At 64.4% G+C, this 23,786-nt stretch carries 24 protein-coding genes and 1 pseudogene; 11 read left to right on the top strand and 14 right to left on the bottom strand.

Features of this window, described 5'->3' with window-relative positions:
• Both GXB81_RS31550 and GXB81_RS24200 read left to right on the top strand, forming a co-directional pair.
• Nucleotides 1–246 (top strand): annotated as a pseudogene (locus tag GXB81_RS31550) (chorismate lyase); the annotation flags it as partial.
• Nucleotides 243–737, top strand: coding sequence for a DNA-deoxyinosine glycosylase (locus tag GXB81_RS24200; RefSeq protein ID WP_167049992.1), 495 nt, complete (start codon nucleotides 243–245; stop codon nucleotides 735–737). The pseudogene GXB81_RS31550 and the gene GXB81_RS24200, both read left to right, overlap by 4 nt.
• 50 nt (nucleotides 738–787) lie before the next feature.
• Here GXB81_RS24200 and GXB81_RS24205 read toward each other — a convergent pair whose 3' ends face one another.
• Nucleotides 788–1,102 (bottom strand): CcdB family protein, encoded by a 315-nt coding sequence (locus tag GXB81_RS24205; protein WP_167049990.1) that lies wholly within the window; start codon nucleotides 1,100–1,102, stop codon nucleotides 788–790.
• Nucleotides 1,102–1,347, bottom strand: coding sequence for a type II toxin-antitoxin system CcdA family antitoxin (locus GXB81_RS24210; RefSeq protein WP_167049988.1), 246 nt, complete (start codon nucleotides 1,345–1,347; stop codon nucleotides 1,102–1,104). The genes GXB81_RS24205 and GXB81_RS24210 overlap by 1 nt, the downstream gene beginning before the upstream one ends.
• A gap of 216 nt (nucleotides 1,348–1,563) precedes the next feature.
• Here GXB81_RS24210 and GXB81_RS24215 point away from each other — a divergent pair, with 216 nt between their 5' ends.
• From GXB81_RS24215 to GXB81_RS24230, 4 genes are all read left to right on the top strand, one after another.
• Entirely contained in the window at nucleotides 1,564–2,025 is a 462-nt protein-coding gene (locus GXB81_RS24215) for an MEKHLA domain-containing protein (protein ID WP_205193393.1), read from the top strand.
• Nucleotides 2,026–2,293: 268 nt separating this feature from the next.
• Nucleotides 2,294–3,256 carry a spermidine synthase gene (locus GXB81_RS24220; protein ID WP_205990529.1) on the top strand — a complete coding sequence of 321 codons (963 nt, stop codon included), beginning with the start codon at nucleotides 2,294–2,296 and terminating at the stop codon, nucleotides 3,254–3,256.
• A 298-nt stretch (nucleotides 3,257–3,554) separates the two neighbouring features.
• Nucleotides 3,555–3,797 (top strand): DUF3311 domain-containing protein, encoded by a 243-nt coding sequence (locus GXB81_RS24225; RefSeq protein WP_167049982.1) that lies wholly within the window; start codon nucleotides 3,555–3,557, stop codon nucleotides 3,795–3,797.
• Nucleotides 3,794–5,344 (top strand): sodium:solute symporter, encoded by a 1,551-nt coding sequence (locus tag GXB81_RS24230; protein ID WP_205990530.1) that lies wholly within the window; start codon nucleotides 3,794–3,796, stop codon nucleotides 5,342–5,344. The genes GXB81_RS24225 and GXB81_RS24230 overlap by 4 nt, the downstream gene beginning before the upstream one ends.
• A gap of 285 nt (nucleotides 5,345–5,629) precedes the next feature.
• Here GXB81_RS24230 and GXB81_RS24235 read toward each other — a convergent pair whose 3' ends face one another.
• The 5 genes from GXB81_RS24235 to GXB81_RS24255 form a co-directional block, all read right to left on the bottom strand.
• A complete protein-coding gene (locus GXB81_RS24235; RefSeq protein WP_167049978.1) occupies nucleotides 5,630–6,049 on the bottom strand; it encodes a VOC family protein in 420 nt (139 codons plus the stop codon).
• Between the two features lie 357 nt (nucleotides 6,050–6,406).
• The gene (gene tal, locus GXB81_RS24240) at nucleotides 6,407–7,360 is read right to left on the bottom strand and encodes a transaldolase (RefSeq protein ID WP_167049976.1); all 954 of its coding nucleotides are present in this window, start codon (nucleotides 7,358–7,360) and stop codon (nucleotides 6,407–6,409) included.
• Nucleotides 7,361–7,586: 226 nt separating this feature from the next.
• Nucleotides 7,587–8,807: a benzoate/H(+) symporter BenE family transporter gene (locus GXB81_RS24245; protein ID WP_241016493.1), complete on the bottom strand. Its 1,221-nt coding sequence runs from the start codon at nucleotides 8,805–8,807 to the stop codon at nucleotides 7,587–7,589.
• 106 nt (nucleotides 8,808–8,913) lie between these two features.
• Complete coding sequence (locus tag GXB81_RS24250) at nucleotides 8,914–10,089, bottom strand: VWA domain-containing protein (protein ID WP_167049972.1); 1,176 nt, start codon at nucleotides 10,087–10,089, stop codon at nucleotides 8,914–8,916.
• A 96-nt stretch (nucleotides 10,090–10,185) separates the two neighbouring features.
• The gene (locus tag GXB81_RS24255) at nucleotides 10,186–11,028 is read right to left on the bottom strand and encodes a MoxR family ATPase (RefSeq protein ID WP_167049970.1); all 843 of its coding nucleotides are present in this window, start codon (nucleotides 11,026–11,028) and stop codon (nucleotides 10,186–10,188) included.
• A 353-nt stretch (nucleotides 11,029–11,381) separates the two neighbouring features.
• Between GXB81_RS24255 and GXB81_RS24260 the strand changes: the two genes are divergently transcribed.
• Complete coding sequence (locus tag GXB81_RS24260; protein WP_167049968.1) at nucleotides 11,382–11,750, top strand: c-type cytochrome; 369 nt, start codon at nucleotides 11,382–11,384, stop codon at nucleotides 11,748–11,750.
• A gap of 56 nt (nucleotides 11,751–11,806) precedes the next feature.
• Nucleotides 11,807–12,190 (top strand): c-type cytochrome, encoded by a 384-nt coding sequence (locus GXB81_RS24265; protein ID WP_167049966.1) that lies wholly within the window; start codon nucleotides 11,807–11,809, stop codon nucleotides 12,188–12,190.
• A 241-nt stretch (nucleotides 12,191–12,431) separates the two neighbouring features.
• On the opposite strand, the gene GXB81_RS24270 is transcribed toward GXB81_RS24265, so the two are convergent.
• The 3 genes from GXB81_RS24270 to rsxB all read right to left on the bottom strand — a co-directional run bounded on the left by GXB81_RS24270 (nucleotide 12,432) and on the right by rsxB (nucleotide 14,639).
• Nucleotides 12,432–12,866 (bottom strand): DUF1841 family protein, encoded by a 435-nt coding sequence (locus GXB81_RS24270; RefSeq protein WP_167049964.1) that lies wholly within the window; start codon nucleotides 12,864–12,866, stop codon nucleotides 12,432–12,434.
• Nucleotides 12,867–13,053: 187 nt separating this feature from the next.
• Nucleotides 13,054–13,698, bottom strand: coding sequence for an endonuclease III (gene nth / locus GXB81_RS24275; protein ID WP_167049962.1), 645 nt, complete (start codon nucleotides 13,696–13,698; stop codon nucleotides 13,054–13,056).
• 71 nt (nucleotides 13,699–13,769) lie between these two features.
• Nucleotides 13,770–14,639 (bottom strand): electron transport complex subunit RsxB, encoded by an 870-nt coding sequence (gene rsxB / locus GXB81_RS24280; RefSeq protein WP_205990531.1) that lies wholly within the window; start codon nucleotides 14,637–14,639, stop codon nucleotides 13,770–13,772.
• A 241-nt stretch (nucleotides 14,640–14,880) separates the two neighbouring features.
• On the opposite strand from rsxB, the gene GXB81_RS24285 reads away from it, so the two are divergent.
• Nucleotides 14,881–15,513, top strand: a complete 633-nt coding sequence (locus GXB81_RS24285; RefSeq protein ID WP_167049958.1) for a TetR/AcrR family transcriptional regulator — start codon at nucleotides 14,881–14,883, stop codon at nucleotides 15,511–15,513.
• Between the two features lie 228 nt (nucleotides 15,514–15,741).
• Here the strand turns inward: GXB81_RS24285 and phaZ are convergent, their stop codons facing one another.
• Together phaZ and GXB81_RS24295 are read right to left on the bottom strand one after the other, a co-directional pair.
• Nucleotides 15,742–17,022 carry a polyhydroxyalkanoate depolymerase gene (phaZ, locus tag GXB81_RS24290; protein WP_167283851.1) on the bottom strand — a complete coding sequence of 427 codons (1,281 nt, stop codon included), beginning with the start codon at nucleotides 17,020–17,022 and terminating at the stop codon, nucleotides 15,742–15,744.
• 179 nt (nucleotides 17,023–17,201) lie between these two features.
• A complete protein-coding gene (locus GXB81_RS24295; protein ID WP_205990532.1) occupies nucleotides 17,202–19,091 on the bottom strand; it encodes a glycoside hydrolase family 15 protein in 1,890 nt (629 codons plus the stop codon).
• 257 nt (nucleotides 19,092–19,348) lie between these two features.
• Between GXB81_RS24295 and GXB81_RS24300 the strand changes: the two genes are divergently transcribed.
• Nucleotides 19,349–19,594, top strand: coding sequence for a hypothetical protein (locus tag GXB81_RS24300; RefSeq protein WP_167049952.1), 246 nt, complete (start codon nucleotides 19,349–19,351; stop codon nucleotides 19,592–19,594).
• Between the two features lie 406 nt (nucleotides 19,595–20,000).
• Here GXB81_RS24300 and GXB81_RS24305 read toward each other — a convergent pair whose 3' ends face one another.
• Entirely contained in the window at nucleotides 20,001–20,153 is a 153-nt protein-coding gene (locus tag GXB81_RS24305; RefSeq protein WP_167049950.1) for a DUF3096 domain-containing protein, read from the bottom strand.
• 500 nt (nucleotides 20,154–20,653) lie between these two features.
• On the opposite strand from GXB81_RS24305, the gene GXB81_RS24310 reads away from it, so the two are divergent.
• The gene (locus GXB81_RS24310; RefSeq protein WP_241016494.1) at nucleotides 20,654–21,835 is read left to right on the top strand and encodes a lactonase family protein; all 1,182 of its coding nucleotides are present in this window, start codon (nucleotides 20,654–20,656) and stop codon (nucleotides 21,833–21,835) included.
• A gap of 201 nt (nucleotides 21,836–22,036) precedes the next feature.
• Here the strand turns inward: GXB81_RS24310 and GXB81_RS24315 are convergent.
• Nucleotides 22,037–23,786, bottom strand: a 1,750-nt coding sequence (locus GXB81_RS24315) for a DNA translocase FtsK (RefSeq protein ID WP_277396803.1), incomplete at its 5' end; no start/stop codon positions are given.

A 23,786-nucleotide genomic window follows, 5' to 3' on the forward strand; every position in this document is an offset into this window, starting at 1 on the left:
CCGCATGTGCTGGTCGCGCGCCGCTCGGTGTTCGAGCGGCATGGCGCGCCTTTGATGGTGACGGAGTGCATGTTGCCGGCGCTGTGGGCGTGTGTGGGGGCGTTGAGTGTTTCTGGGGCTTCGGGTGAAGACGGCGGTGTTGCTGCACGCGGGGATACCGTGCACGCCGCGCATACGGCCTATGCCCACCAGCGCGAACACGGCCGCCCGCTCGCGCGATGCCGTGACGAAGGCCATCGCTCATGACGCTCAAACGCTGCTTTCCGCCGGTCGTCGATGCCCATACGCGGGTGCTGATTCTGGGCAGCTTGCCGGGCGAGATGTCGTTGGCGCATGGGCAGTACTATGCGCATAAGCAGAACAAGTTCTGGGCGCTTGTTGGGGAGGCAATAGAGCAAAATCTGGTCGGTATGGACTATGCAACTCGTCTCGATAAGCTGCTCGAATACCGCATCGGTTTATGGGACGTCGTTGCAGAGGCCCGTCGTATCGGGAGTCTCGATAGCCGCATACGCGACCATGCGAGCAATGACCTGGTCGCTCTTGTCGATACATTGCCGAATCTGGTCACCATCGCCTTCAATGGCGGGACCGCAGCCAAAATCGGCATGAATGCGCTTGGCGAGCGCGGTGGGCAATATAGACTGCTCCGCCTGCCATCAAGCAGCCCCGCCTATGCCACAGTCCCATACGCAGAAAAGTTGGCCGTTTGGCGGCAACTGCGGGAATCGAATTGACGCGTCCGAACGTGGTCTCGCGTCAGCGGGAATCCTGGCGTGTCTGGTGGTTACCAACGGCCAAACAATCGGTCTAGCGCTGAAATAATCTCGTCTTGCCGGTGATGCAGCGACGTAACGGATTGGCTTAATTCAGTGCGTGGAATCGCGCTCAGTGTCGGCGTATCCAGCATGCACTCGATGCCTTCGATCGTGAAAACAGGTATCAGGTCAGGCGGAAGAGGAACTGGGGCAAAGCTGTCCAATCGTCGCAACGGGATAACCACGCGTGTCGCCAGACCGGATAAATGGTTGCCTTGGACATCAACAACATAAGGCACCGCTGGGCGTTGGCCCGGATTGGGAAATACGTCGAAACGGGCCATCAGAACGCCCGGTATTGAGCGAGCGGCAGGCCATCGCGCTCAACCATCTCGTTATAGGCCTCGATAAAACCGGCGTACTTGATGGCCCACTGGCGATCCTTTTCCACTTGAACGGCTTGACGCAGTGCCCGCTCGCAAGTTTGCGAGAAATTGATACCGAGTGCCTTGGCATCCTTGTAGACGTCTTCGGGCAGGCTAATGTTCGTGGCCCGACGAGGAGTCACATCGGCGGCTGGATGACGCATGGCGTTGCTCCTTATGTGGGTGAATTATGCGCATTTTAGCCCACATGAAAACGTTGAATCTTGATTGGTGAGCGATTGGCCATGCGAGCAACGATTTGGCCGCTTTGGCCGTACGGTTCAACGACGGTACTGTCGGTCAGGCCTGCGGGGTTGGGAGCGGCGGAGTTGGCCCCTTGATAGAATCGCCCGCATTCAATGACAACGGTAACCGATACGATGACGGCATCTCTGAGCAGCGACCTCGACTTCTTCAATCTGCTGGCGGATAACCATTTGCGGCTTGTCGGCACGCCGCTGGTCGAGGGCGGAATCTCCGGCGCCGACGCGGCCCGCTGGCTCTACGAAAGCGCGCCGTTCTGCGTGCTCGCGCACAACACCGACGCCGACCCCCGTTTCATCTACGCGAACGAAGCGGCTCAACGCTGCTTCGAATACGACTGGGACGGCATGACGGCCTTGCGTTCGAGGCTTTCGGCCGAACACCCGAATCGGGACGAGCGCGACAGGTTGCTCGAATCGGTGCGATTGCACGGGTTCGCGACCGGTTATCGCGGCCTGCGCATCTCGAGTTCGGGAAGACGATTCTGGATCGAGGACGTCACGGTCTGGAATCTGCTCGATAGCGAAGGCGTTTATCGGGGGCAGGCCGCAACGTATCGCAACTGGCAGGACGCCTGAGCGCGGCGACAGACGCTTCGGGAGCATCGTATCGGTCTACGGGACGTCGCTGCCAAGGCGCGTCGCGATGGCAGTTTCGCTAGCCGTGTAGTCGATCGATACCGGCTTCTGCGTCTGCCATCGAGCCACCCCGCGCATGCTTGCGTTCCCCATGCGCGCCAGTTCGAAGTAGGGCGGCAGCTTGTCTGCGATTGACGCCGAGTGTTGCCCCGTCGAATGCTATGCTCTCGTTCGACCAAAAATTGCGCCCGTGGCGCGACATCCTCACATGACGAAACTGATCAAGCGCGCTTCGGCCGAGGCGCGTGCTTTCCGTAACCGCGATGCCGACGCCGATGCCGTTGGCGGCAAGCAGAAAATCGCCCGTAATGCCCGCAGTACTTCCCGCGGCGCGGGCCGCACGAACGGCGCCGATAACGACCTGCGCGACCCGAGCGACCTGCGCGACGCGCCGCAAATCGAAGCCCCGCGCAAGCCGCGTTTCGCGCCGGTGACGTTCTCGGAAGAGGGCGGCGTGCGCTACCTGCATTTCGGCACGGAATGGGTGCAAGGCGCGATGCGTCTGCGCAAGCCCGATCACATCGAACTCGAATACGCGCAGCAGATGATGGCCTGGCTGCTGTTCCTCGAAACGCCGAAGCGCATCGTGCAGCTCGGTCTCGGCGCGGCCTCGCTGACCAAATTCGCGCACCGCTTCCTGAAGCGCGCCAAGGTCGAGGCGGTCGAAGTGAATCCGGCGGTCGTCGTGGCCGCGCGCACGATGTTCGAGTTGCCGCACGACGACGCGCGCCTGACCGTGCGCGAAGCCGATGCCTGGGACTTCGTCAACGACGGCGCTAACCACGGCACGATCGGCGCGCTGCAGATCGACGTCTACGACGCGACCGCGCGCGGCCCGGTGCTCGACAGCGTCGCCTTTTATCGTGCGGCGCGTGCGTGTCTGAGCGACGCGGGCATCGTCACGGTGAACCTGTTCGGCGACCATCCGAGCTTCGTGCGCAACATGAAGCGTCTTAACGAGGCATTCGACGGCCGCGTGGTTGCGCTGCCCGAAGTGCACGACGGCAATCGCATCGCGATCGCATTCTCGGGCCCGGCGCTCGAGGTGCCGTTCACGAGGCTCGAAACCCGCGCGAAGCTGATCGAAGCGCAACTCGGCTTGCCGGCGCGCAAGTGGATCAGGGGGCTGCGCGAATCGACGGGGCAGAGCGGCGCTTCGTTTGCGATCTGATCGCCGTAGCGGCTGGCTGAGGTAAGCCGGCCGGCGAGCCGCATCGCGGCGGCGCGTTGCCGCCGCATGGCCTCACGTGCCGCTACGTGCCCCGGCATGCCGATACATACCGCTACGATATGCGCCTTGCCGCGCGCCGTTGCGCCTCGGGTCGTCCCTGCTTGACCGGGCGTTCGGGGCTCCTATACTCTTTCGAAGCTTTCGGGGCGTCCGTGGCCGACCGCGGGACGACCACCCGCTGTGATTCAACCTCCCGTCGACCACGGGCAAACAATTCAAATAGGAAAGAGGAGACGTCATGGCTCACGACGCCGACGTGAAGAAGGCCAGCAAGCACTGGCTCTGGCTGTTGCTGCTGCCCTGGATCGCGATGATCTGGGTGCCGTCCTACAACAAGGTCGAGCCGCAGCTGTTCGATTTCCCGTTCTTTTATTGGTATCAACTGCTCTGGGTGCTGATCAGCGCGGTCATTACCGCGTTCGTCTACAACAAGACCAAATCCCGCTATACGGGCCGCTCGCAAGGGGGCGCACAACAATGAACCCCATTGCAACGTTCGTCTTCGTTCTGTTTTTCATCGGCGTCACGATTCTCGGTTTCGTCGCGGCGCACTGGCGGCGCGGCGATCTGGCCCATCTCGAAGAGTGGGGGCTCGGCGGCCGGCGCTTCGGCACGATCGTCACGTGGTTCCTGCTCGGCGGCGACCTCTACACCGCCTACACGTTCGTCGCGGTGCCGGCGCTCGTGTTCGGTGCGGGTGCAACCGGTTTCTTCGCACTGCCGTACACGATCCTGATCTATCCGTTCGCGTTCGTCGTGTTCCCGAAGTTGTGGAGCGTCGCCAAGCGCCACGGCTACGTGACCTCGGCCGACTTCGTCTCGGCGCGCTACGGCAGCCGCATGCTGGCGCTCGCGATCGCCGTGACCGGCATCGTCGCGACGATGCCGTACATCGCGCTGCAACTGGTCGGTATCGAAGTGGTGATCGGCGCGCTCGGTTTCGACACGACCGGCTTCGTCGGCGATCTGCCGCTCATCATCGCGTTCGCGATCCTCGCGGCCTACACGTACACCTCGGGCCTGCGCGCGCCGGCGATGATCGCGGTGGTCAAGGACATCCTGATCTACGTGACGATCTTCGCCGCGATCATCGTGATTCCGCCGCAACTGGGCGGCTTCGGCCATATCTTCGGCGCGGTGCCGCCGGCCAAGCTGCTGCTGAAGTCGCCGGACGTCTCGAATCTGAACGGCTATAGCGCCTACGCGACGCTCGCGGTCGGCTCGGCGCTCGCGCTGTTCCTGTATCCGCACTCGATCACGGCGGTGCTGTCGTCGAAGTCGGGCAACACGATCCGCCGCAACATGGCGCTCTTGCCGGCCTATTCGCTCGTGCTCGGTCTGCTCGCGCTGCTCGGCTTCATGGCGCTCGCGGCCGGCGTGAAGGACATGCCGGAATTCGTGCCGTATTTCAAGGCATTCGGCCCGAACTTCGCGGTGCCGGCGCTGTTCCTGCACTTCTTCCCGTCGTGGTTCGTCGGCGTGGCGTTCGCGGCGATCGGTATCGGCGCGCTGGTGCCGGCGGCGATCATGTCGATCGCGGCGGCGAACCTGTACACGCGTAACGTGCACAAGGAGTTCATCAACCGCAACATGACGCACGAGCAGGAGACCAACGTCGCGAAGCTGGTCTCGCTGATCGTCAAGGTCGGCGCGGTCGCGTTCATTCTCGGCCTGCCGCTCACGTACGCGATCCAGCTGCAACTGCTCGGCGGTATCTGGATCATCCAGACGCTGCCGGCGATCGTGCTCGGTCTCTACACGCGCGTGCTCGACTATCGGGGCCTGCTGATCGGCTGGGCAGCAGGCATCGCGACCGGCACGTGGATGGCGATTTCGCTGAAGCTCGCCGGTTCGATCTTCACGATCCACCTGTTCGGCATGGCGATTCCGGGCTATGCGGCGGTGTGGTCGCTGATCGTGAACCTCGTGGTGGCGGTCGTGGCGAGCCTGCTCGTGCGCGTGGTCGGCATGCAGGGCGGCGAGGACCGCACGAGTCCGGAAGACTATCTGGACATGGCCGAAAGCTGATGGATTTGCGGCTTCCGTCGTTCCGGAGCGGTTCCGGATTTTGATGGCATGCTGAAAACGCAACGCCCGCAGACGAAAGTTTGCGGGCGTTGCTGTTTGTGTGGCGCTTCGTGGCGGGGTGGCGGAGTCGTTTTGCGACGCGTTCATGGTGCGTCACCAGGGCTTGGGTTTGGGCTTCGGCTCTGGCTGGTGCCCCGGCGGCCGTGACCGCCTACCGTGACGCCCGGCGCTGAGCCGAATGGTGCCGCGCGGTACGTTCGCCGTATGACTGCCGCGATGCGCCGCTCAAACCTGCGGCGGCAGCGTGACCATCCACTTCAGGCCGAAGCGGTCTTCCACGATGCCGAACCCTTCGCTCCAGAACGTCTTCTGGAACGGCATCACGACCTGACCGCCATCGGCGAGTGCGTTGAAGCTTTTTTCGGCGATGGCGCTGTCTTCGACGGTCAGCGACAGACTGAAGCCGTTGAACGAACCGGCTGCGGGATCGCAGGCGCCGTCGGAGGCCATCCAGAAGGTCGTGCCGAGCTGCACGTTGGCGTGCATGATCTTGTCCGCGAGTTCGGGGCGCGGCGGGTTGTTCGGGTCGGGCGGCGCATCCCTGAAGTGCATCTTGAAGATCACCTGAGCGCCGAGCTTTTCGCTGTAGTAGTCGAGCGCTTCCTCGCAACGGCCGTTGAAAAACACGTAAGGCTGAACGTACATGATCGTCTCCTTGAAAGATCAGGCGTGGGCCGACTGCCGCCGTTTCTCCGCGCGTGACGGCGAGACGGGACGGGTGTGGGGTCGATTGTAGTCGTCTGCCGTGCGTGGTTTGTGACGGTGAGGCGCAGGAGTAGGCGGCGTGGTGTGGGAGCGTGCGGACGTCGGGTGCCTTGCGAGTTGGGTATCGGCTTGGGCTGCACAAACGGCAAACGGCGAGAGGCAAACGAAACGGCCCTGAACCGCGAGGTTCAGGGCCGTCCTGTGACGATGCATTGCGTTGCCGCTGGCCGTCGCGTGATTGGCCGCTTCATGCGGCAGAGCCGACGGGCCACCGCAACCGCGGCTACGCTCCGCGCATCAACGCAGCGCGTCGATCAGCTTCTCCAGCTTCACCGCGTCCGCCGCAAACGCGCGGATGCCTTCGGCGAGCTTCTCGGTCGCCATCGCGTCGTCGTTGACGAGGAAGCGGAACGATTTTTCGTCGACCGGCACGCGCTCGATGTCCGCGTCGCCCGACATTTGCGCCGACAGCTTGCGCTCGACCGGGTCGCCGCTCTCCTGCAGCTTTTGCAGCAATTCCGGGCTGATGGTCAGCAGATCGCAGCCGGCCAGTTCGAGAATCTGCGAGGTCGTGCGGAAGCTCGCGCCCATCACCTCGGTCTTGTAGCCGAACTTCTTGTAGTACGCGTAGATGCGGCGCACCGACTTGACGCCCGGATCGTTGGCGCCGCCGTCTTTCGCTTCGTCCCACGCGCTGCCGGCGTTCTTCTTGTACCAGTCGTAGATGCGGCCGACGAACGGCGAAATCAGTTGCGCGCCCGCTTCCGCGCAGGCGGCGGCCTGGGCCAGCGAGAACAGCAGCGTCATGTTGCAGTGGATGCCTTCTTTCTGCAGCACCTCGGCCGCGCGCACGCCTTCCCAGGTGGACGCGAGCTTGATGAGCACGCGCTCGCGGCCGATGCCATGGTCCTTGTACAGCGCGATCAGCTCGCGGCCCTTGGCGATCGAGCCTTCGATGTCGAACGACAGGCGCGCGTCGACTTCGGTCGACACCCGGCCCGGGATGATCTTGAGGATTTCGGTGCCGAACGCGATCAGCAGCTGGTCGATGATCGCGCCGACCGGCTTCGACGCATGCGCCTTGACGGTCTTTTCGAGCAGCGGCCGGTAATCGTCCTTCTGTACGGCCTTCAGAATCAGCGACGGATTGGTGGTCGCGTCCCGCGGCTTGTATTGCGCAAGCTGCTGGAAGTCGCCGGTGTCGGCCACGACGGTGGTGTATTGCTTGAGTTGATCGAGTGCGGTTGTCATGTTCGAGCCTTCTGGGCGCGCGTGCGCCGTGGTTCAGGAGAAATGAGATTGCCGCCGTACCGGCAGGAAGAGCCGGTGCCGGTGGCCGCGAGTCACGCCGCAGCGCATCCCATGATAGGGTCGGGGCGCGCTGCCGGATGCATCTATTCTATGGCGGATCGCCGAGGACGGCATAAACGGCGGGCCTTTGCGATCCGTTCGCGCGCATAGGCCGTGCCTGGGCGCTTCAGGCGCGCCGCGCGTTCAACACCACTTGCGTCACCACGCCTGCGACCAGCCCCCAGAACGCCGAGCCGATCGACAGCAGCGTGAGTCCCGAGGCGGTCACCATGAACGTGACGAGCGCGGCTTCGCGCTGCCTCGCGTCCTGCATCGCGTTGGCGAGGCCGCTCATGATCGAGCCGAACAGCGCGAGCGCCGCGACCGACACGACCAGCGCCTTCGGCAACGCGGCGAACAGCGCGGCGATCGTCGCGCCGAAGATGCCCGCGAGCAGATAGAAAATGCCGCCCCAGACCGCCGCCGTGTAACGCTTGGCGGGATTCTCGTGGGCTTCGGGGCCGGTGCAGATCGCTGCCGTGATCGCCGCGAGATTGATGCCGTGCGAGCCGAACGGCGCAAGTAGTAGCGAGGCGATGCCGGTCGTCGCGATCAGCGGCGCGGACGGCGTCGTGTAGCCGTCCGCGCGCAGCACCGCGATGCCGGGCACGTTCTGCGAGGCCATCGCGACCACGAACAGCGGAATGCCGATGCTCACGCTCGCCGCCACGGAGAACGCCGGCATCGTGAACACCGGATGCGCGAGCGCGATGTGAAAGTGGCTGAAATCGAGCAGCCCGAGGGCGCCGGCGGCGATCGTGCCGGCCACGAGCGTCGTGACGATCGCGTAACGCGGCGCGAAGCGTTTGACGATCAGGTAGGTGAAGAACATCGTCAGCACGAGCGCGGTCTGGAACTGCGCGGCGCGGAAAATCTCGATGCCGATCTCGAACAGGATGCCCGCGAGCAGTGCCGCCGCGATGCCGGCCGGAATCTTCTTCATGAGCGTGTCGAACCAGCCGGTCAGGCCGACCAGCGTCAACAGCGCCGCGCAGACGATAAAGGCGCCGATCGCCTGCGCGTAGTCGACATTCGGCAGCGACGATATCAGCAGCGCCGCGCCCGGCGTCGACCACGCGATCACGATCGGCGCGCGAAAGCGCAGCGACAGGCCGATCGTGCACAGCGCCATGCCGATCGAGAGCGCCCAGATCCACGAGGAAATCTGCGCGTCGCTCAGATGCGCGGCCCGGCCCGCCTGGAACATGAGCACGAGCGAACTGGTGTAGCCGGTCATCGCGGCGACGAAGCCGGCGACGATCGCGGACAGCGACGTATCGGCGAGCGGATTGAGACGCCCGGGCGGCGTGGTGGCGGGGGACAGCTGGGGTGAAGGAGGCGAACTCATGCGCGAACTCATGCGAATACTTTCTTGTTGTCGAAGTTAAAGCGGAGTGATTCTGCCGCATGGGCGGCATCGGCCAGGCCGAGGCGGGCGGCCCGCGCCTCGGGTGTCATTTGCTCAACACGCGCATGGCCGTCTCGAGCCCCGCGAGCGTGAGCGGATACATGCGATGTCCGAGCACCTCGCGGATCGCGCTGACCGACTGCCGGTACGGCCATAGCGCTTCCGGTTCGGGATTGAGCCACGCGAAGTGCGGGAAATGATCGGCGAGGCGGCGCAGCCACACCGCGCCGGCTTCGGCGTTGTTGTACTCGACCGAGCCGCCCGGCTGCAAGACCTCGTACGGGCTCATGGTCGCGTCGCCGACGAAAATCAGCTTGTAGTCGGGCGTGAACTTGTGCAGCACGTCCCACGTCGGTGTGCGCTCGGCATGGCGGCGCCGGTTGTTCTTCCACAGGAAGTCGTACACGCAGTTGTGGAAATAGTAGAACTCGAGGTGCTTGAACTCGGCCTTGGCGGCGGAAAACAGCTCCTCGGTGCGCTTGACGTGGTCGTCCATCGAGCCGCCGACGTCGAGCAGCATCAGCACCTTCACGTTGTTGTGCCGCTCGGGCACCATCTTCAGATCGAGCCAGCCGGCGTTCGCCGCCGTGCTGCGGATCGTGTCGGGCAGATCGAGTTCCTCGGCCGCGCCTTCGCGCGCGAAGCGGCGCAGCCGCCGCAGCGCAACCTTGATGTTGCGCGTGCCGATTTCGACCTGGTCGTCGTAGTCGCGATAGGCGCGTGCTTCCCAGACCTTGACCGCCGTGCGGTTGCCGGCCGCGTCGCCGCCGATGCGCACGCCTTCCGGGTTATAGCCGCCGTTGCCGAACGGCGACGTGCCGCCCGTGCCGATCCATTTGCTGCCGCCCTCGTGGCGCTCCTGCTGCTCGTCGAACAGTTCCTTGAGGCGCTCCATCAGCTTGTCGAGGCCGCCCATCGCCTCGATCTGCGCCTTTTCCTCGGGCGACAGATCGCGTTGCAGCTTCTTCTTGAGCCAGTCGAGCGGAATGTCGAAGGCGAGTTCCGAGGTGGCCGCGACGCCGTTGAAATAGGCGCCGAACGCCTGGTCGAACTTGTCGAAGTACTGTTCGTCCTTCACGAGCGTGATGCGCGCGAGGTAGTAGAACTCGTCGAGCGACGGCGCGATCACGTTGGCCTTCAGCGCTTCGAGCAGCGTCAGGTATTCCTTCACCGAGACCGGCAGCCTGGCGGCGCGCAGCGAGTAGAAGAAGTCGATCAGCATGCTGGGTGTCCTGCGGCGGCGGAAGGTCGGGCGGCGCTGCGGCCGGGCGGGCTCGAAAGGGCCCGGTGGCGATCGGCAGCGCCCACGCGACGCGGGTTAGCGGTTGTTGCGGTTCATGAAGAGCAGCCGCTCGAACAGGTTCACGTCCTGCTCGTTCTTCAGCAGCGCGCCATGCAGCGGCGGAATGATCTGCTTCTGGTCGGCCGAACGCAGCGCTTCGGGCGGGATGTCCTCGGCGAGCAGCAGCTTGAGCCAGTCGAGCAGCTCCGAGGTGGACGGTTTCTTCTTGAGCCCCGCGACGTTGCGCAGTTCGAAGAAGCTCTGCAGCGCCGCGGCGAGCAGTTCCTTCTTGATGCCGGGGTAGTGCACCTCGACGATCTGCTGCATCGTCGTCGCGTCCGGAAACCTGATGTAGTGGAAAAAGCAGCGGCGCAGGAACGCGTCGGGCAGCTCCTTCTCGTTATTCGACGTGATGATGACGAGCGGGCGATGCTTCGCGCGTACCAGCTCGTGCGTCTCGTAGACGTAGAACTCCATGCGGTCGAGTTCGCGCAGCAGGTCGTTCGGGAATTCGATGTCGGCCTTGTCGATCTCGTCGATCAGCAGCACGCTCTGCTCGTCGGACTCGAACGCCTGCCACAGCACGCCCTTGACGATGTAGTTGCGGATGTCCTTGACGCGCTCGTCGCCGAGCTGCGAATCGCGCAGGCGCGAGACCGCATCGTATTCGTACAGGCCCTGCTGGGCCTTGGTGGTCGACTTGATGTGCCATTGCAGGAGCGGCATGCCGAGCGCGGCGGCGACTTCCTCGGCGAGCATGGTCTTGCCGGTGCCCGGCTCGCCCTTGATGAGCAGCGGACGCTTGAGCGTCATCGCGGCGTTGACCGCGAGCTTGAGGTCGTCGGTGGCGACGTACTGCGATGAGCCTTCGAAACGCATGGCGAGATGCTCGTGTTCGGGAAAAAACCCAGTATAAGTCAGAAGACCTGTTGCCCTGAAACCGGCTCGCGTAAGGTGTCGGGCGGTATCGGGCCCCGCCGTGTGCCGCGTTGCGCGGGCGCCGCGCCACGCCCGTGCGTGGGCGCGTGCGGACAGCCGTAGAAGCGCCCGCGCGGCATGCTGGACAAGGCTCGCGGGCAGGTGGCGCGGCGCTTCGGCGTCTGTGGACGTTCGGCGCGGCGTCGCGGTACAATGGGCCCGATTTTTTTGCCTGCGTGGCTACCCTACAAAAAGAACGGCGCGGGCCGTTGCCTTTCTGGGCGCCCGTTTCCCCTCAAGCCAGGTTACATGCTATGAACAAATTCGTCGGCAAACACGTCGTGATCGCAGCGTTGTCGGTGCTCGCGGGCTATGCGGCCAGCGCGCAGGCAGCGGATGTCGTCGGCAATGCGAAAGCGGGCCAGGACAAGGTCGCGATGTGTATCGGCTGCCACGGTATTCCCGAATACCGCACGGCATATCCGGAAGTGTTCCGCGTGCCGAAGCTGGGCGGCCAGAATCAGGCCTACCTCGAAAACGCGCTGCATGCCTACAAGAAGGGCGACCGCCATTTCGACACGATGCACGCCATCGCGGCCTCGCTGTCGGATCAGGACATTGCCGACATCGCCGCTTACTACGCCGCGCAAACTGCCGCTTCGCAAAACAATCCCGACAAGTGATCGGCGTCGTTAGGCGTAGGTCACCAGCTAATCAAATTCGCGGGATAGGAGATCTCATGATTAAGCCCCAACAGGCACTCCACACGGTGTTCAAGGCTGCATGCGCGTCGGCGGCAGTGATCGGTCTGGTTGCAGCGAACGCCGCGCACGCGGCCGACGCGTCCAACGGCAAGGTGCTGGCCGACAGCCACAACTGCGCGGCCTGCCACGGCGTCAACCTGAACAAGCCCGTCAGCCCGGAGTATCCGAAGCTGGCCGGTCAGCATAGCGACTACGTCTACTGGGCGTTGCGTCAGTATCAGATGGGCACCGGCAATCCGCATTTCGGCCGCAACAACGCGATCATGCAGGCGCAGGTGCAAAGCCTGTCGCTCAGCGACATGAAGGACATCGCGGCGTATGTCGAATCGCTCGACGGCGATCTCGTGCAGAAGAAGTAAGCCCGCCTGAAGTCAGGTCGACGTGGGCGCCGGGTGGCCGGCGCTTGCTCCCGCGAGATTCGTCGTGCAATCGTGTGATTGCACGAACGGAGAACGAAAAACACCCCGCCTTGGCGGGGTGTTTTGCTTTGGGGGCCAGGCTTTGGCTGGCTGTCGGGCGCGTACCTGAGGTGTGTTGCGTGTCGATGAACGAGCCCGGGCCGGCGTCTCGCGCGCAGTCATCGGCTGGCGCCACGTGTGCTCAGTCGCGCGTCGCGCGCCGTTCGATCCGTTGCAGATACGCGTCGGTGTCCGGCGGCGTGCCGGTGCGCTGTGCTTCCCAGATGGTCTCGCCGAGGCAGTCCATGATCGCGTGCTGCGCGTCGTGCGTCGAGCCGAGGCGGGCGGCAAGCCGGTCGTGCGCCGCGCGGATGCCGGGCGGCTGGTCGATCGACAGTTGCTCGGAGATCGCCAGATGCATCGACAGATGCAGGAACGGGTTGGTTTGCCCGCGCTCGGGCGAATAGTCCTGCGCCTGGGCGGCGGCGCCGTCGCTCAGATCGGCGTGATATTCCGGATGCTCGACGATCCAGTCGGCGGCGATGGCCTCGAGCGGCGTCAGAATTTCGCCCTGACGCTGCTTGCGCCAGGTATCGGTGAAAAAGAGGCGGACTTCGTCGCGGCTGGGATTGAACATCGTGGAACCGGTGCGTGGGAGTGGACACGTCGCGTGCGCGAACCCGTTATTTTACGCCGGGTGCGATGGGGTGCGGGTGGGCGCTGGCGGTGCTTCCGACGGAGCGCGGCCGAGCCGCGTCGCGCGGGCGCCGCACCGTTGTTTGCGCCACGCCGCATCGCCTTTCAAACCGCAAACCGCAAACCGCTCACAGATCGGGCGGCGGCGTCTTCGGGCGGAACTCGCACAGCGGCTCGATCGCGCAATGCCAGCATTCGGGCCGGCGCGCCTTGCACACGTAACGCCCATGCAGGATCAGCCAGTGATGCGCATCCTGCCTGAACTCGGCGGGCGTGAATTTTTCGAGCGCCGTCTCGACCGCGCGCACGTCCTTGCCCGGCGCGAGCCCGGTGCGGTTGGCGACGCGGAAGATGTGCGTATCGACGGCGATGGTCGGATGGCCGAACGCCGTGTTGAGGATCACGTTGGCCGTTTTCCGGCCGACGCCGGGCAGACTTTCGAGCGCCTCGCGATCCTCGGGGACCTCGCCGCCGTACTGGTCGAGCAGGATGCGGCAGGTCGCGATGACGTTCTTCGCCTTCGTGCGATACAGGCCGATCGTCTTGATGTAGTCCGCGACGCCTGCTTCGCCGAGATCGAAGATCTTCTGCGGCGTATTCGCGACCGGAAACATCTTGCGCATCGCCTTGTTGACCGACACGTCCGTTGCTTGCGCGGACAGTAGCACCGCGATCAGCAGTTCGAACGGCGTCGTGTACTCGAGCTCGGTGGTTGGATGCGGATTCAGGCTCTGAAGCGTTTCGTAGATAGCGCGGCGTTTGTTCGCGTTCATGCGGAGCGTGTCGGTGGGTGGGGGGCGGGCGGCTCGGCTAACCGGGCGAATGTGCGCGGTTTCGCATGTGCTCAGCGCGGCTCGGACGGTTTGGGCGGCTTGCCGTTCCCGGGCGCCGTGCCGAGGCCGAGACGGTGGCGGCGCGCTTCGGCGGCGTCGATCTGGGCCTGCACGTCGGCGCTGACGTTCTCGGTGTTGAGCGGTCCCTGACCTGTCGCGGTCATTTCTTCCTTCTTCTTGCGGGCGCGTTCGAGCGCGGCCTGGATGATCGCGCGTTTCTTCGCTTCAGCGTCGGCTGCGGTAGCCGTAACCGGGGCGGCGGGCGTTGCCGCGCCACCCTCGGCTGACGCCGCGGCCGCTACGCTTGCCGGACTCACCGCGGCGCCGGCGCTGCCAGCTCGCCGCGCCGCAGCACGCGCTTCGGCGGCGTCGCGTTCGCGCGCAAGACGTGTTTCGTGACGGTGATGCCGCTCGCGCGCGGCATCGGCCTGGCCTTGGCTCCACGCATCCCAGCCGGTCGCCTCGCCGGTGACAGGCAGCATCGCGATGCAGTCGACCGGGCAGGGCGGCACGCATAGATCGCAACCGGTGCACAGTTCGGCGACGACCGTGTGCATCTGTTTCGGTGCACCAACTATTGCATCGACTGGACATGCTTGCATGCAAAGCGTGCAGCCGATGCAAACCTGTTCGTCGATAACCGCCAGCGGCCGTGCGCGTTCGACGCCATTGGCGGAATTGAGCGGAAGCACCGGTTTGCCGAGCAGCGCGGCGAGGCGCGCGATGCCTTCGGCGCCGCCGGGCGGGCACTGGTTATAGTGCGCGGCGCCGCTTGCGACGGCTTCGGCATAGGGGCGGCATGCGGGATAACCGCACTTCGTGCATTGCGTTTGGGGCAGCAGATCCTCGATGCGATCCGCGAGTGTTTTGACGTCTGTCACGGTTGCGGCGTGGGGGTTGGGTGTGCGTGCGCACAGCCTGAACTAAATAGCACATTATCGCCGATTTCCCCGATTGCCATTCGCAATCCATGTGCCATAATCGAAGCGCTTTTTCGAAAGACCGCAGAAAAGGGTGTGTTCCCCAACCATAACGCGCCCGCTCAACGCCGCCAGCGCGAAGTCCGAGGAGAGAGGCTGGCAGCGCGATCCGGATAACGCGGCTCACGAAGACGATGCCACCATGAATCAGCCGAAAATCAAAAGAGATCCTGAAGGCACGCGGCGGCGCATTTTGCTTGCGGCAGCCGAAGAGTTTGCAAATGGTGGGCTGTTCGGCGCACGCGTCGACCAGATTGCCCGCCGCGCGGAAACCAATGAACGCATGCTCTATTACTACTTCGGTAGCAAGGAGCAACTGTTTACCGCGGTACTCGAGCATGCGTTCAGCGCGCTCAACGAAGCGGAGCGCACGCTCGAACTCAACGGCGTCGCACCCGTCGAGGCCGTTACGCGTCTTGCGCATTTCGTTTGGGACTACTATCGCGATCATCCCGAACTGCTGCGTCTCATCAACAACGAGAATCTGCACGAAGCACGCTATATGCAGAAGTCGACGCGCATCCGCGAAATGATCTCGCCGATCGTCGCGACGCTCGGCGGCATTCTCGAACGCGGTCAGCGAGCAGGGCTGTTTCGCACGAACGTCGATCCGCTGCGCTTTTACGTGACGCTTTCGGGCATGGGCTACTACATCGTGTCGAACCGCTTCACGATCGAAGCGACGCTCGGCCGCGATTTCAGCAGCGCCGCCGAACGCAGCGAAGTGATCCAGATGAATACCGAGTTGCTGCTCGCGTACCTGTTGCGCAAGTAGCCGGGTGGGGCGAGGCGATCCGAGGCGGTGCGCGCCGCGAACGGCTATCGCAGCGGAGTTTTGGGCGCTCGCAACCGGCCACGCAAAAAGCGAACAAAAATCAGTATCACGAACCAGGTTGAGAGGCACTGGGTTGAAAAGCACCAGGTTGAGAAGCCGGCTCAATAGAAAAGCCAACGGCCTCAGTAGAGGCCGTTGGCTTTTTCAATGCTATTGCACGTTTAATGCTTAGGCTTCGACTTTCTCTTTCGTCGTCCTGGTGGTCTTGCTGTTGTGCGCGAGAATGAAGTCGCGCAGTTGCGGATAGATGATCGTGCGCCAGCGGCGTCCCGAGAAAATGCCGTAGTGGCCGCATTTTTCCGCGGTGAAGTGCTGTTTGTGCTTCGCGGGAATGCCCGAGCACAGATCATGCGCGGCGTAGGTCTGTCCGTCGCCGGAAATATCGTCCAGCTCGCCTTCGATCGTAAACAGCGCGGTCGTCTTGATGTCCTGCGGCCGCACGCGTTCGCCGCCGACATCCCACGTGCCCTCGGCAAGACGGAACTCCTGGAACACGACGCGGATCGTGTCGAGGTAATAGTCGGCATCCATGTCGAGCACGGCGTTGTATTCGTCGTAGAAGCGGCGATGCGCTTCGGCGTCGTCTTCGTCGCCGCGCAGCAGGCTCTGGTAGTAGTCCCAGTGCGAGGCCGCGTGGCGCTCCGGATTCATTGCGACGAAACCGGTGTGCTGCAGGAAGCCCGGATACACCTTGCGGCCCACGCCCGGATAATTCGGCGGCACCGTGAAAATCACGTTGTTTTCGAACCACTCGTACGAATGCTGCGTGGCGAGCGAGTTGACCGAGGTCGGGCTCTTGCGCGCGTCGATCGGGCCGCCCATCATCGTCATGGTGCGCGGCGTGTCTTCGCCGCGGCTCGCCAGCAGCGCAATGGCGGCGAGCACCGGCACGGTCGGCTGGCACACGGAGATCACGTGCAGATTCTTCGCGCCGATGTGGCGGATGAATTCCTGGATGTACGCGACGTAGTCGTCGAGGCGGAATTGGCCGGCTTCGAGCGGCACCATGCGCGCGTCGATCCAGTCGGTGATGTAGACCTTGTGGTCTTGCAGCAACGTGCGCACGGTGTCGCGCAGCAGCGTGGCGTGGTGTCCCGACAACGGCGCGCAGACCAGCACGGCCGGCTCGTCTTTCAATTGATTGACGGCATCGCTGTCGTCCGCATAGCGCTTGAAGCGCATCAGGCGGCAGAACGGCTTCTCGATGATGGTCTGCTCGACGATCGGGATGTTATGACCGTCTTTGACAATCTGGTGGATGTTGAACTCGGGCTTTTCGTAATCCTTGCCGAGCCGGTACAGCAGTTCGTAACCGGCTGAGAGGCGCGTGGCGCCCGGCACGTAGGCTAAGGGACTGGCAGGATTCGCGAATGATTTCGACGCGGCCTGGGCCCAGGCGGTGAGGGGGCTCAACATCGCCCGCTGGAATTCGTGCAGTTGATAGAGCATGGGTGCTCCGTTTTAGGCGGTTCGCATTGGGCTTCGCAAACACGCGTGAGGCGTTGCGGCGGGCCATTTTGGTTGTGGGCGCATTGTTTTTGGCCGACAGTCGGATCGATGATATCGAACTATGTAAATTTGTGCAACGCAACAATTCGCGCACACACGGTACGCAAACTGTCACTGGATCATGCTAGTGGCGATGCTGCTGCGCCGCTATCAGGGCTTGCCTCACCCTCGAGGGCCATCTCGCGCGCGCCGTTATGCGGCGGCTGGCCGGTCGCCTGGGCCATTTCCTGCTCGTGTTTCATCAGGTTCAGCCCGGTGTGCACGAGCGCTACATGCGAAAACGCCTGGGGGAAATTGCCGACGAGCCGCTTCGCGGCCGGGTCGTATTCCTCGGCGAGCAGACCGACGTCGTTGCACAGCGCGAGCAGGCGCTCGTACATCTCGATCGCTTCGCTCACGCGGCCCTGCAGCGCGAGGTTGTCGACCATCCAGAACGAGCACGCAAGAAAGGTGCCTTCGCCGGGCGGCAGGCCGTCGTCGTATTCGGTGGTGCGGTAGCGCATCACGAAGCCGCCGTGCATCAGGTCCTTCTCGATCGCCTCGACGGTGCCCTTGATGCGCGGGTCGCGCGGCGGCAGGAAGGCGACCAGCGGCATCAGCAGCACGCTCGCGTCGAGCTGGTCGCTGCCGTAGTGCTGCACGAACGCATTGCGCTCGGGATTCCAGGCTTTCTCGCAGACTTCCGCGTGAATTTCGTCGCGCGTCGCGCGCCATTCGTCGAGCGGGCCGTCGAGCGCGAACATGTCGGCCGAGCGGATCGCGCGATCGAACGCGACCCACGCCATCACCTTCGAGAACGTGAAGTGCCGGCGTCCGCCACGCGTTTCCCAGATGCCTTCGTCGGGCTCGCGCCAGATCGTCGCGAGGTGCCCGAGCATCGCGCATTGCACGTTCCAGGCGGTGGCGTCCGCCTGCAGGCCGCCGACGCGCGCGAGATGCAGCGCGTTCATGACTTCGCCGTAGACGTCGAGCTGGCGCTGGCCGACCGCGTTGTTGCCGATGCGCACCGGCTTCGCGCCCTGGTAGCCCGGCAGCCAGTCGATTTCGAATTCGGGCAGGCGCCGCTCGCCGGCGATGCCGTACATGATCTGCAACTGATCCGGCGCGCCCGCCATCACGCGGCCGAGCCAGCTGCGCCACGCGCGCGCTTCGTCGTAGTAGCCGCCGCGCATCATCGCGAGCAGCGTGATGGTCGCGTCGCGCAGCCAGCAGTAGCGGTAGTCCCAGTTGCGCGAGCCGCCGAGCTGCTCCGGCAGCGAGGTCGTGGGCGCGGCGACGATGCCGCCGGTCGGTTCGTAGGCGAGCGCCTTGAGCGTAATCAGCGAGCGGCGGATCGGTTCGGCCCAGCGCCCCTCGACGGTGCCGCGCGCCGACCATTCGAGCCAGTGATTCTCGGTGCGCGCGAGCGCCGTATGCGGGTCGCGCGCGGGCGGAATACGCAGATGCGACGGCGCATAGGCGAGCGAGAACGGCACGCGCTCGCCTTCGGTCACGGTGAATTCGGCGATGGTTTTCATATCTTCGCCGCGCAGCTCGACCGGCGTGCGCAGCACCGCGTTGTCCGGGCCGACGATTGCCTTGATGCCGCTGTCCTGTTCGAGCCGGTCGACCCACGGAATCGAGAAGCCGTAGTCGAAGCGCAGCACGAGCTCCATTTTCATGCGCACGGTGCCGCGCTTGCCGACGACGATGCGGATCATTTCCGACCAGCCGTTGCCGGGCGGCATGAAGTCGATCAGCGTGACGGCGCCCTCGGGCGTTTCGAAGTCGGTTTCGAGGATCAGCGTTTCGCCGCGATAACGGCGCGTGACGGTGGGCGCGGCATCGTTGGCCGACGTGTCGGGCGCGATCAGCCAGCGGCCGTTGTCGGGCGTGCCGAGCAGCGCGGCGAAACAGGCGCCGGAGTCGAAGCGCGGCCAGCAGAGCCAGTCGACGGAACCTTCGCGGGAGACGAGCGCGGCCGTGTGGCCGTCGCCGATGAGTGCATAGTCTTCGATGAGTGCGGGCATGTCGGAAAACGTGTCGTGATGGCGGACGGCGGGAAGCGGTACGGCGGGTGGGTACCGCGGGTGCCGCGCCTCGAAAGCCGGTTATTACCGGACCTGCATGAACTGGGTTGGTTCATCGCGTGGTGCGGCAAAACGCGATTGGTAAATTGTCAAATCCATGCTTAGAATTGAACCTCATGCCGATGTCCGGTGCATACCGGGCTGCGAATCGGCCTTGCTCATGGCGCATCGATACGCCGTTTCCGAGGACGAAAGCCATGCTGAACCCGTCGAAATCCGATTGCATCACGATTCTCTCGGCCGCCAGCCAACTTGCCGACGATTCGATGCTGCCACTCGATCATGGCCACCTTGGCCTGAGCCGCAACTGCATGCTCGCGACCGCGGCGTTTCTGGTCGAGCGGGCCTGCTTCCGGCGCTATCAGGAAGACGACGGTCATTATGCCGTTGGCGCCTTGTCGCTGCAGGGGCGTTTGCGTCTCGACCAGCTTTCGAACGGTTGAGCGGCACTGCGTACGCACGCGGTTTGACGCGCTGCTTTATCTGAATCGGGTTCTATCGTTCCGCTCACGACCGACACGGAGTGCGCAAGCGTGGGTGGCGCGCTCGCGTGGTTGCTTTGGGCCGCTTTGCGCGTGTTGCCCGTAGCCCATAGTCCGTGGCATGTACCGCCGGGAGTGCGTGCTTCGTTGCGCGCTATTGTCATTGCCATGTTCATGCTGCGCAGCGACATGCGCGGTAAGAGGCACTGTGCGAGACGCAGTGCGATGCGCGGCGACAGGCTCCGCGGCGTTGTTGCAGCCGCACTTGCGCTACGCCGCCGCAACTTCTCCACCGCGCACTTCGTGGCGCGCGAAGCGTTCCGCTGCCGGACGCAAGCCGCGCTCCCGATCTCGCGTTACGCGCCGCTCACAGGTGCGACGACCCCACGCCGAAGATGCCGATAATGCCGATGATGATCAGATAGAGCGCGACGATGTAGCTCAACAGGCGCGGCATGACCAGAATCAGAATGCCGGCGATCAGCGAAACGAGCGGACCGAGGCTCAGTGTGACGTTCATGAAGACTCCCAGGGTGAGACGCGTGATACGCGATTGGAAATTGAAAAATGTCCCGTGGTGCGGGACGGTGATTGTCGGCGAAAATGGCTTCGCATGAGTTTGTCTTTACCTGGGATCGGTCTCGCTCAGGTCTCCCCCCGGTCTTGCCTAGGCCGCATGGCTGGCTGCATTCGCTGCATGATCCGACCGGACGCTCTTATACTGGCTTTGGCAAGAACAACGCAGAACGACGCTCGACCCCGCGCGCGGCAGACGGGGCAGACCAGACACCGCGATTACTGCTATCACCGTTCTTACCCGCCGACCGATGTCGAGGAGGTTCCATGCTTCGCCGTTGCCGTGCCGCCGCGCGTAGTGTCATACGCCGCGTGATGCCTCGTGTTTGCGCTTCAGCCTGTGCTCCCGCTCCCGCTCCGGCCGTCCCCCCTCGCGCGGACCGCGCCGCCAAGGCGGCCTCATGGCGTGCAACGTGGCCCGCGCCACGCCACGCCGCCCGTTCGATGATAAAAGGTTTCGTGCTTATGGTCTCGATTGCTGCTTCGCAAGCGTACGCGCAAGATTCCGGCCCGGTCCCCGCCGACGGCGTCTACAACCTGCTGGTCGGCACTTATACCGGCGGCAAAAGCGAGGGCATCTACGTCTATCGTTTCGACACGAAGACGGGCGCGGCGACCCAGGTGTCGGTCGCGAAGACGGTCAATCCGTCGTTCCTCGTCGTGAGCCGCGACCGCCGCTTCGTCTACGCGGTCAACGAACTGCCCGGCGATAACGGTCCAGCCACCCGGCGCGGCGGCATCAGCGCATTCGGCTTCGATGCCGCGCGCGGGCAACTGAGGTTTCTCAACAAGGTGTCCTCGGATGGCAACGATCCGTGCTACCTGAGCTTTTCGCCCGACCAGAAGTTTCTGCTGACCGCGAACTACTCGGTCGCGCCCGACCCGGGCGGCAGCTTCGCGGTGTTTCCGTTGCAGTCCGACGGCCAGGTCGGTGCGTCGGTGCAGACCGTGCACCACGAGGGCGGCGGACCGGTGAAAGGGCGGCAGGACGACTCGCACGTGCACTCGACCGTGTTCTCGCCGGACGGCCGCTTCATGTTTGCGCAGGACCTCGGTGCCGACAAGCTGTACGCGTACCGCTACACGCCGCAGGGCAGCCCCGGCCCGTTCGCGCCGGCCGACTGGAGCTACGCGCAGCAGAAGGCCGGCACGGGCCCGCGCCATCTGGTGTTCGGCGCGGACGGCAAGCATGCGTATCTGACGAGCGAACTGGCCGGCACGGTCAGCACGTTCGACTATCGCGACGGCCGGCTCGCGCTCGCGCAGACGCTCTCGCTGAGCCAGCCCGGCTTCAAGGGCGCGGTGGGCGCCGCGGCGATCCATCTGTCGCCGGACGGGCGCTTCGTCTATGCATCGAATCGCGGCGACGCGAACGAGATCGTGATCTTCGCCGTCGATCCGGCCAACGGGCATCTGAAGCCGATCGGCCATCAGTCGAGCCTCGGCAAATCGCCGCGCGAGTTCGCGATCGATCCGAGCGGCAACTGGCTGATCGTCGGCAATCAGTTGAGCGATACCGTGTACGTGTTCAGGCGCGATCCCCGGACCGGTTTTCTCGATCCGACGCCGAAGCAGCATTTCGAGCTGGGTTCGCCGGTGGATTTCAAGTTCGCGTCGCCGTCGTGATGAGGGATGCACGCGCGTGATTCGACGGAGCGCGTGCAATAAGAAAACGGACCGCTCACAAGCCCTGTGAGACGGTCCGTTTTTTTATTGCTCAGCCGACTTTTCCTGGTCTTCCTGGGTCGCAGCATGGCTGCGAATCGCAGGCCGATCGCTCGCTGTCCGGTTTCATGCTGCGATCCGTTCTGCCGATGCCGCCGGCCGTTACTCCGCCGGCCCCGGCGCCAGCACTTCGCGGCTGCCGTTGATGCTCATTGCCGATACGAGCCCTGCCGTTTCCATCTGCTCGACGAGCCGCGCCGCGCGGTTGTAGCCGATGCGCAATTGCCGCTGCACCGACGAGATCGACGCGCGCCGCGTGCGCACGACGAACGCGACCGCTTCGTCGTAGAGCGGATCGGCTTCCGCATCCGGCGTTTCGCCGAACAGGTCCTGGGCCGCGCCGCCGTCGGTGGCGGGGCCGTCGAGAATGCCTTCCTCGTACTGCGGCTCGCCGAACTGCTTCAGATACTCGACGATCGCATGCACTTCCTCGTCGGCGACGAACGCGCCGTGCACGCGCTGCGGGTAGCCGGTGCCCGGCGGCAGGAACAGCATGTCGCCCTGGCCGAGCAGCGACTCGGCGCCCATCTGGTCGAGAATCGTGCGCGAGTCGATCTTCGACGACACCTGGAACGCCACGCGCGTCGGAATGTTCGCCTTGATGAGGCCGGTGATGACGTCGACCGAGGGCCGCTGCGTCGCCAGAATCAGGTGGATGCCGGCCGCGCGCGCCTTCTGCGCGAGCCGCGCGATCAGCTCCTCGATCTTCTTGCCGGCGACCATCATCAGGTCGGCGAGTTCGTCGATCACGACGACGATCAGCGGCAGCGGCGCGAGCGGCTCGGGCGCGTCGGGCGTCAGCGAGAACGGGTTGCCGAGCTTTTTGCCCTTGGCTTCGGTGTCGCGGATCTTCTGGTTGAAACCCGCGAGGTTGCGCACGCCGACCGCCGACATGAGCCGGTAGCGCTTCTCCATTTCGCCGACGCACCAGTTCAGCGCATTGGCCGCGAGCTTCATGTCGGTGACGACCGGCGCGAGCAGATGCGGAATGCCTTCGTAGACCGATAACTCCAGCATCTTCGGATCGATCATGATGAGGCGCACTTCCTCGGGCGTCGCCTTGAACAGCAGCGAGCAGATCATCGCGTTGATCGCGACCGACTTGCCCGAACCGGTCGTGCCCGCGACCAGCATGTGTGGCGCCTTGGCGAGATCGGCGATGACCGGGTGGCCGGTGATGTCCTTGCCCATCGCGAGCGTCAGTTGCGAATGCGAATTCTGGTAGACGCTCGCTTCGAGGATTTCCGAGAGGCGGATCGTCTGTCGCTTCGCGTTCGGCAGTTCGAGGCCCATGCAGGTCTTGCCGGGGATCGTCTCGACCACGCGGATCGACGTGAGGCCGAGACCGCGCGAGAGGTCCTTCATGAGACCGACGATCTGGCTGCCGCGCACGCCGAGCGCCGGCTCGATCTCGAAGCGCGTGATGACCGGCCCCGCCGATGCGCCGACCACGGTCACGGGCACCTTGAATTCCTGCAGGCGCTGCTCGATCAGCTGGCCGGTCTCGCGGAGCTTTTCGTCCGAGATCGGCTCGACACCGGCGTCCGCGCGCGCGAGCAGATCGAGCGGTGGCAGTTCGACCATCGACGCGGCCGGTGCGTGGAATTCGAAGCCGTTGACCGGAGCGTGGCCGCGCAGCGGCGGGCGCTGGGCGGCGGCCTCGGCGGGGGCGGCTGCGCTGTCTGCGCTGTTTGCGCCGTTTGCCGTGGGGGGCGTGTCGGCGATCGGCGAGGCGGGTGCAGGCGTCGGGCCCGATGCGGGGGAGGGTGAGGTTGGCGCGGATGGGCCGGGGGCGGCGGGGGGTGTGGCCGGTGCCGGTGCAGCTGGGGTGGCGGGGGGGGTGGGAACAGGG

This window comes from Paraburkholderia sp. Ac-20336 (assembly GCF_017105025.1).
GTDB lineage: Bacteria > Pseudomonadota > Gammaproteobacteria > Burkholderiales > Burkholderiaceae > Paraburkholderia.

Excerpts from the sequence above, each read along its gene's own strand:
- GXB81_RS24305 (WP_167049950.1), bottom strand. The coding sequence starts at position 20,153 with ATGAACGTCACACTGAGCCTCGGTCCGCTCGTTTCGCTGATCGCCGGC.
- GXB81_RS24215 (WP_205193393.1), top strand. The coding sequence starts at position 1,564 with ATGACGGCATCTCTGAGCAGCGACCTCGACTTCTTCAATCTGCTGGCG.
- nth (WP_167049962.1), bottom strand. The coding sequence starts at position 13,698 with ATGAACGCGAACAAACGCCGCGCTATCTACGAAACGCTTCAGAGCCTG.
- GXB81_RS24205 (WP_167049990.1), bottom strand. The coding sequence starts at position 1,102 with ATGGCCCGTTTCGACGTATTTCCCAATCCGGGCCAACGCCCAGCGGTG.
- GXB81_RS24270 (WP_167049964.1), bottom strand. The coding sequence starts at position 12,866 with ATGTTCAATCCCAGCCGCGACGAAGTCCGCCTCTTTTTCACCGATACC.
- GXB81_RS24245 (WP_241016493.1), bottom strand. The coding sequence starts at position 8,807 with ATGAGTTCGCCTCCTTCACCCCAGCTGTCCCCCGCCACCACGCCGCCC.
- GXB81_RS24220 (WP_205990529.1), top strand. The coding sequence starts at position 2,294 with ATGACGAAACTGATCAAGCGCGCTTCGGCCGAGGCGCGTGCTTTCCGT.
- GXB81_RS24225 (WP_167049982.1), top strand. The coding sequence starts at position 3,555 with ATGGCTCACGACGCCGACGTGAAGAAGGCCAGCAAGCACTGGCTCTGG.
- GXB81_RS24260 (WP_167049968.1), top strand. The coding sequence starts at position 11,382 with ATGAACAAATTCGTCGGCAAACACGTCGTGATCGCAGCGTTGTCGGTG.
- GXB81_RS24250 (WP_167049972.1), bottom strand. The coding sequence starts at position 10,089 with ATGCTGATCGACTTCTTCTACTCGCTGCGCGCCGCCAGGCTGCCGGTC.
- GXB81_RS24210 (WP_167049988.1), bottom strand. The coding sequence starts at position 1,347 with ATGCGTCATCCAGCCGCCGATGTGACTCCTCGTCGGGCCACGAACATT.
- GXB81_RS24295 (WP_205990532.1), bottom strand. The coding sequence starts at position 19,091 with ATGCCCGCACTCATCGAAGACTATGCACTCATCGGCGACGGCCACACG.
- GXB81_RS24265 (WP_167049966.1), top strand. The coding sequence starts at position 11,807 with ATGATTAAGCCCCAACAGGCACTCCACACGGTGTTCAAGGCTGCATGC.
- GXB81_RS24235 (WP_167049978.1), bottom strand. The coding sequence starts at position 6,049 with ATGTACGTTCAGCCTTACGTGTTTTTCAACGGCCGTTGCGAGGAAGCG.
- GXB81_RS24300 (WP_167049952.1), top strand. The coding sequence starts at position 19,349 with ATGCTGAACCCGTCGAAATCCGATTGCATCACGATTCTCTCGGCCGCC.
- GXB81_RS24200 (WP_167049992.1), top strand. The coding sequence starts at position 243 with ATGACGCTCAAACGCTGCTTTCCGCCGGTCGTCGATGCCCATACGCGG.
- tal (WP_167049976.1), bottom strand. The coding sequence starts at position 7,360 with ATGACAACCGCACTCGATCAACTCAAGCAATACACCACCGTCGTGGCC.
- GXB81_RS24285 (WP_167049958.1), top strand. The coding sequence starts at position 14,881 with ATGAATCAGCCGAAAATCAAAAGAGATCCTGAAGGCACGCGGCGGCGC.
- GXB81_RS24310 (WP_241016494.1), top strand. The coding sequence starts at position 20,654 with ATGATAAAAGGTTTCGTGCTTATGGTCTCGATTGCTGCTTCGCAAGCG.
- phaZ (WP_167283851.1), bottom strand. The coding sequence starts at position 17,022 with ATGCTCTATCAACTGCACGAATTCCAGCGGGCGATGTTGAGCCCCCTC.
- GXB81_RS24230 (WP_205990530.1), top strand. The coding sequence starts at position 3,794 with ATGAACCCCATTGCAACGTTCGTCTTCGTTCTGTTTTTCATCGGCGTC.
- GXB81_RS24255 (WP_167049970.1), bottom strand. The coding sequence starts at position 11,028 with ATGCGTTTCGAAGGCTCATCGCAGTACGTCGCCACCGACGACCTCAAG.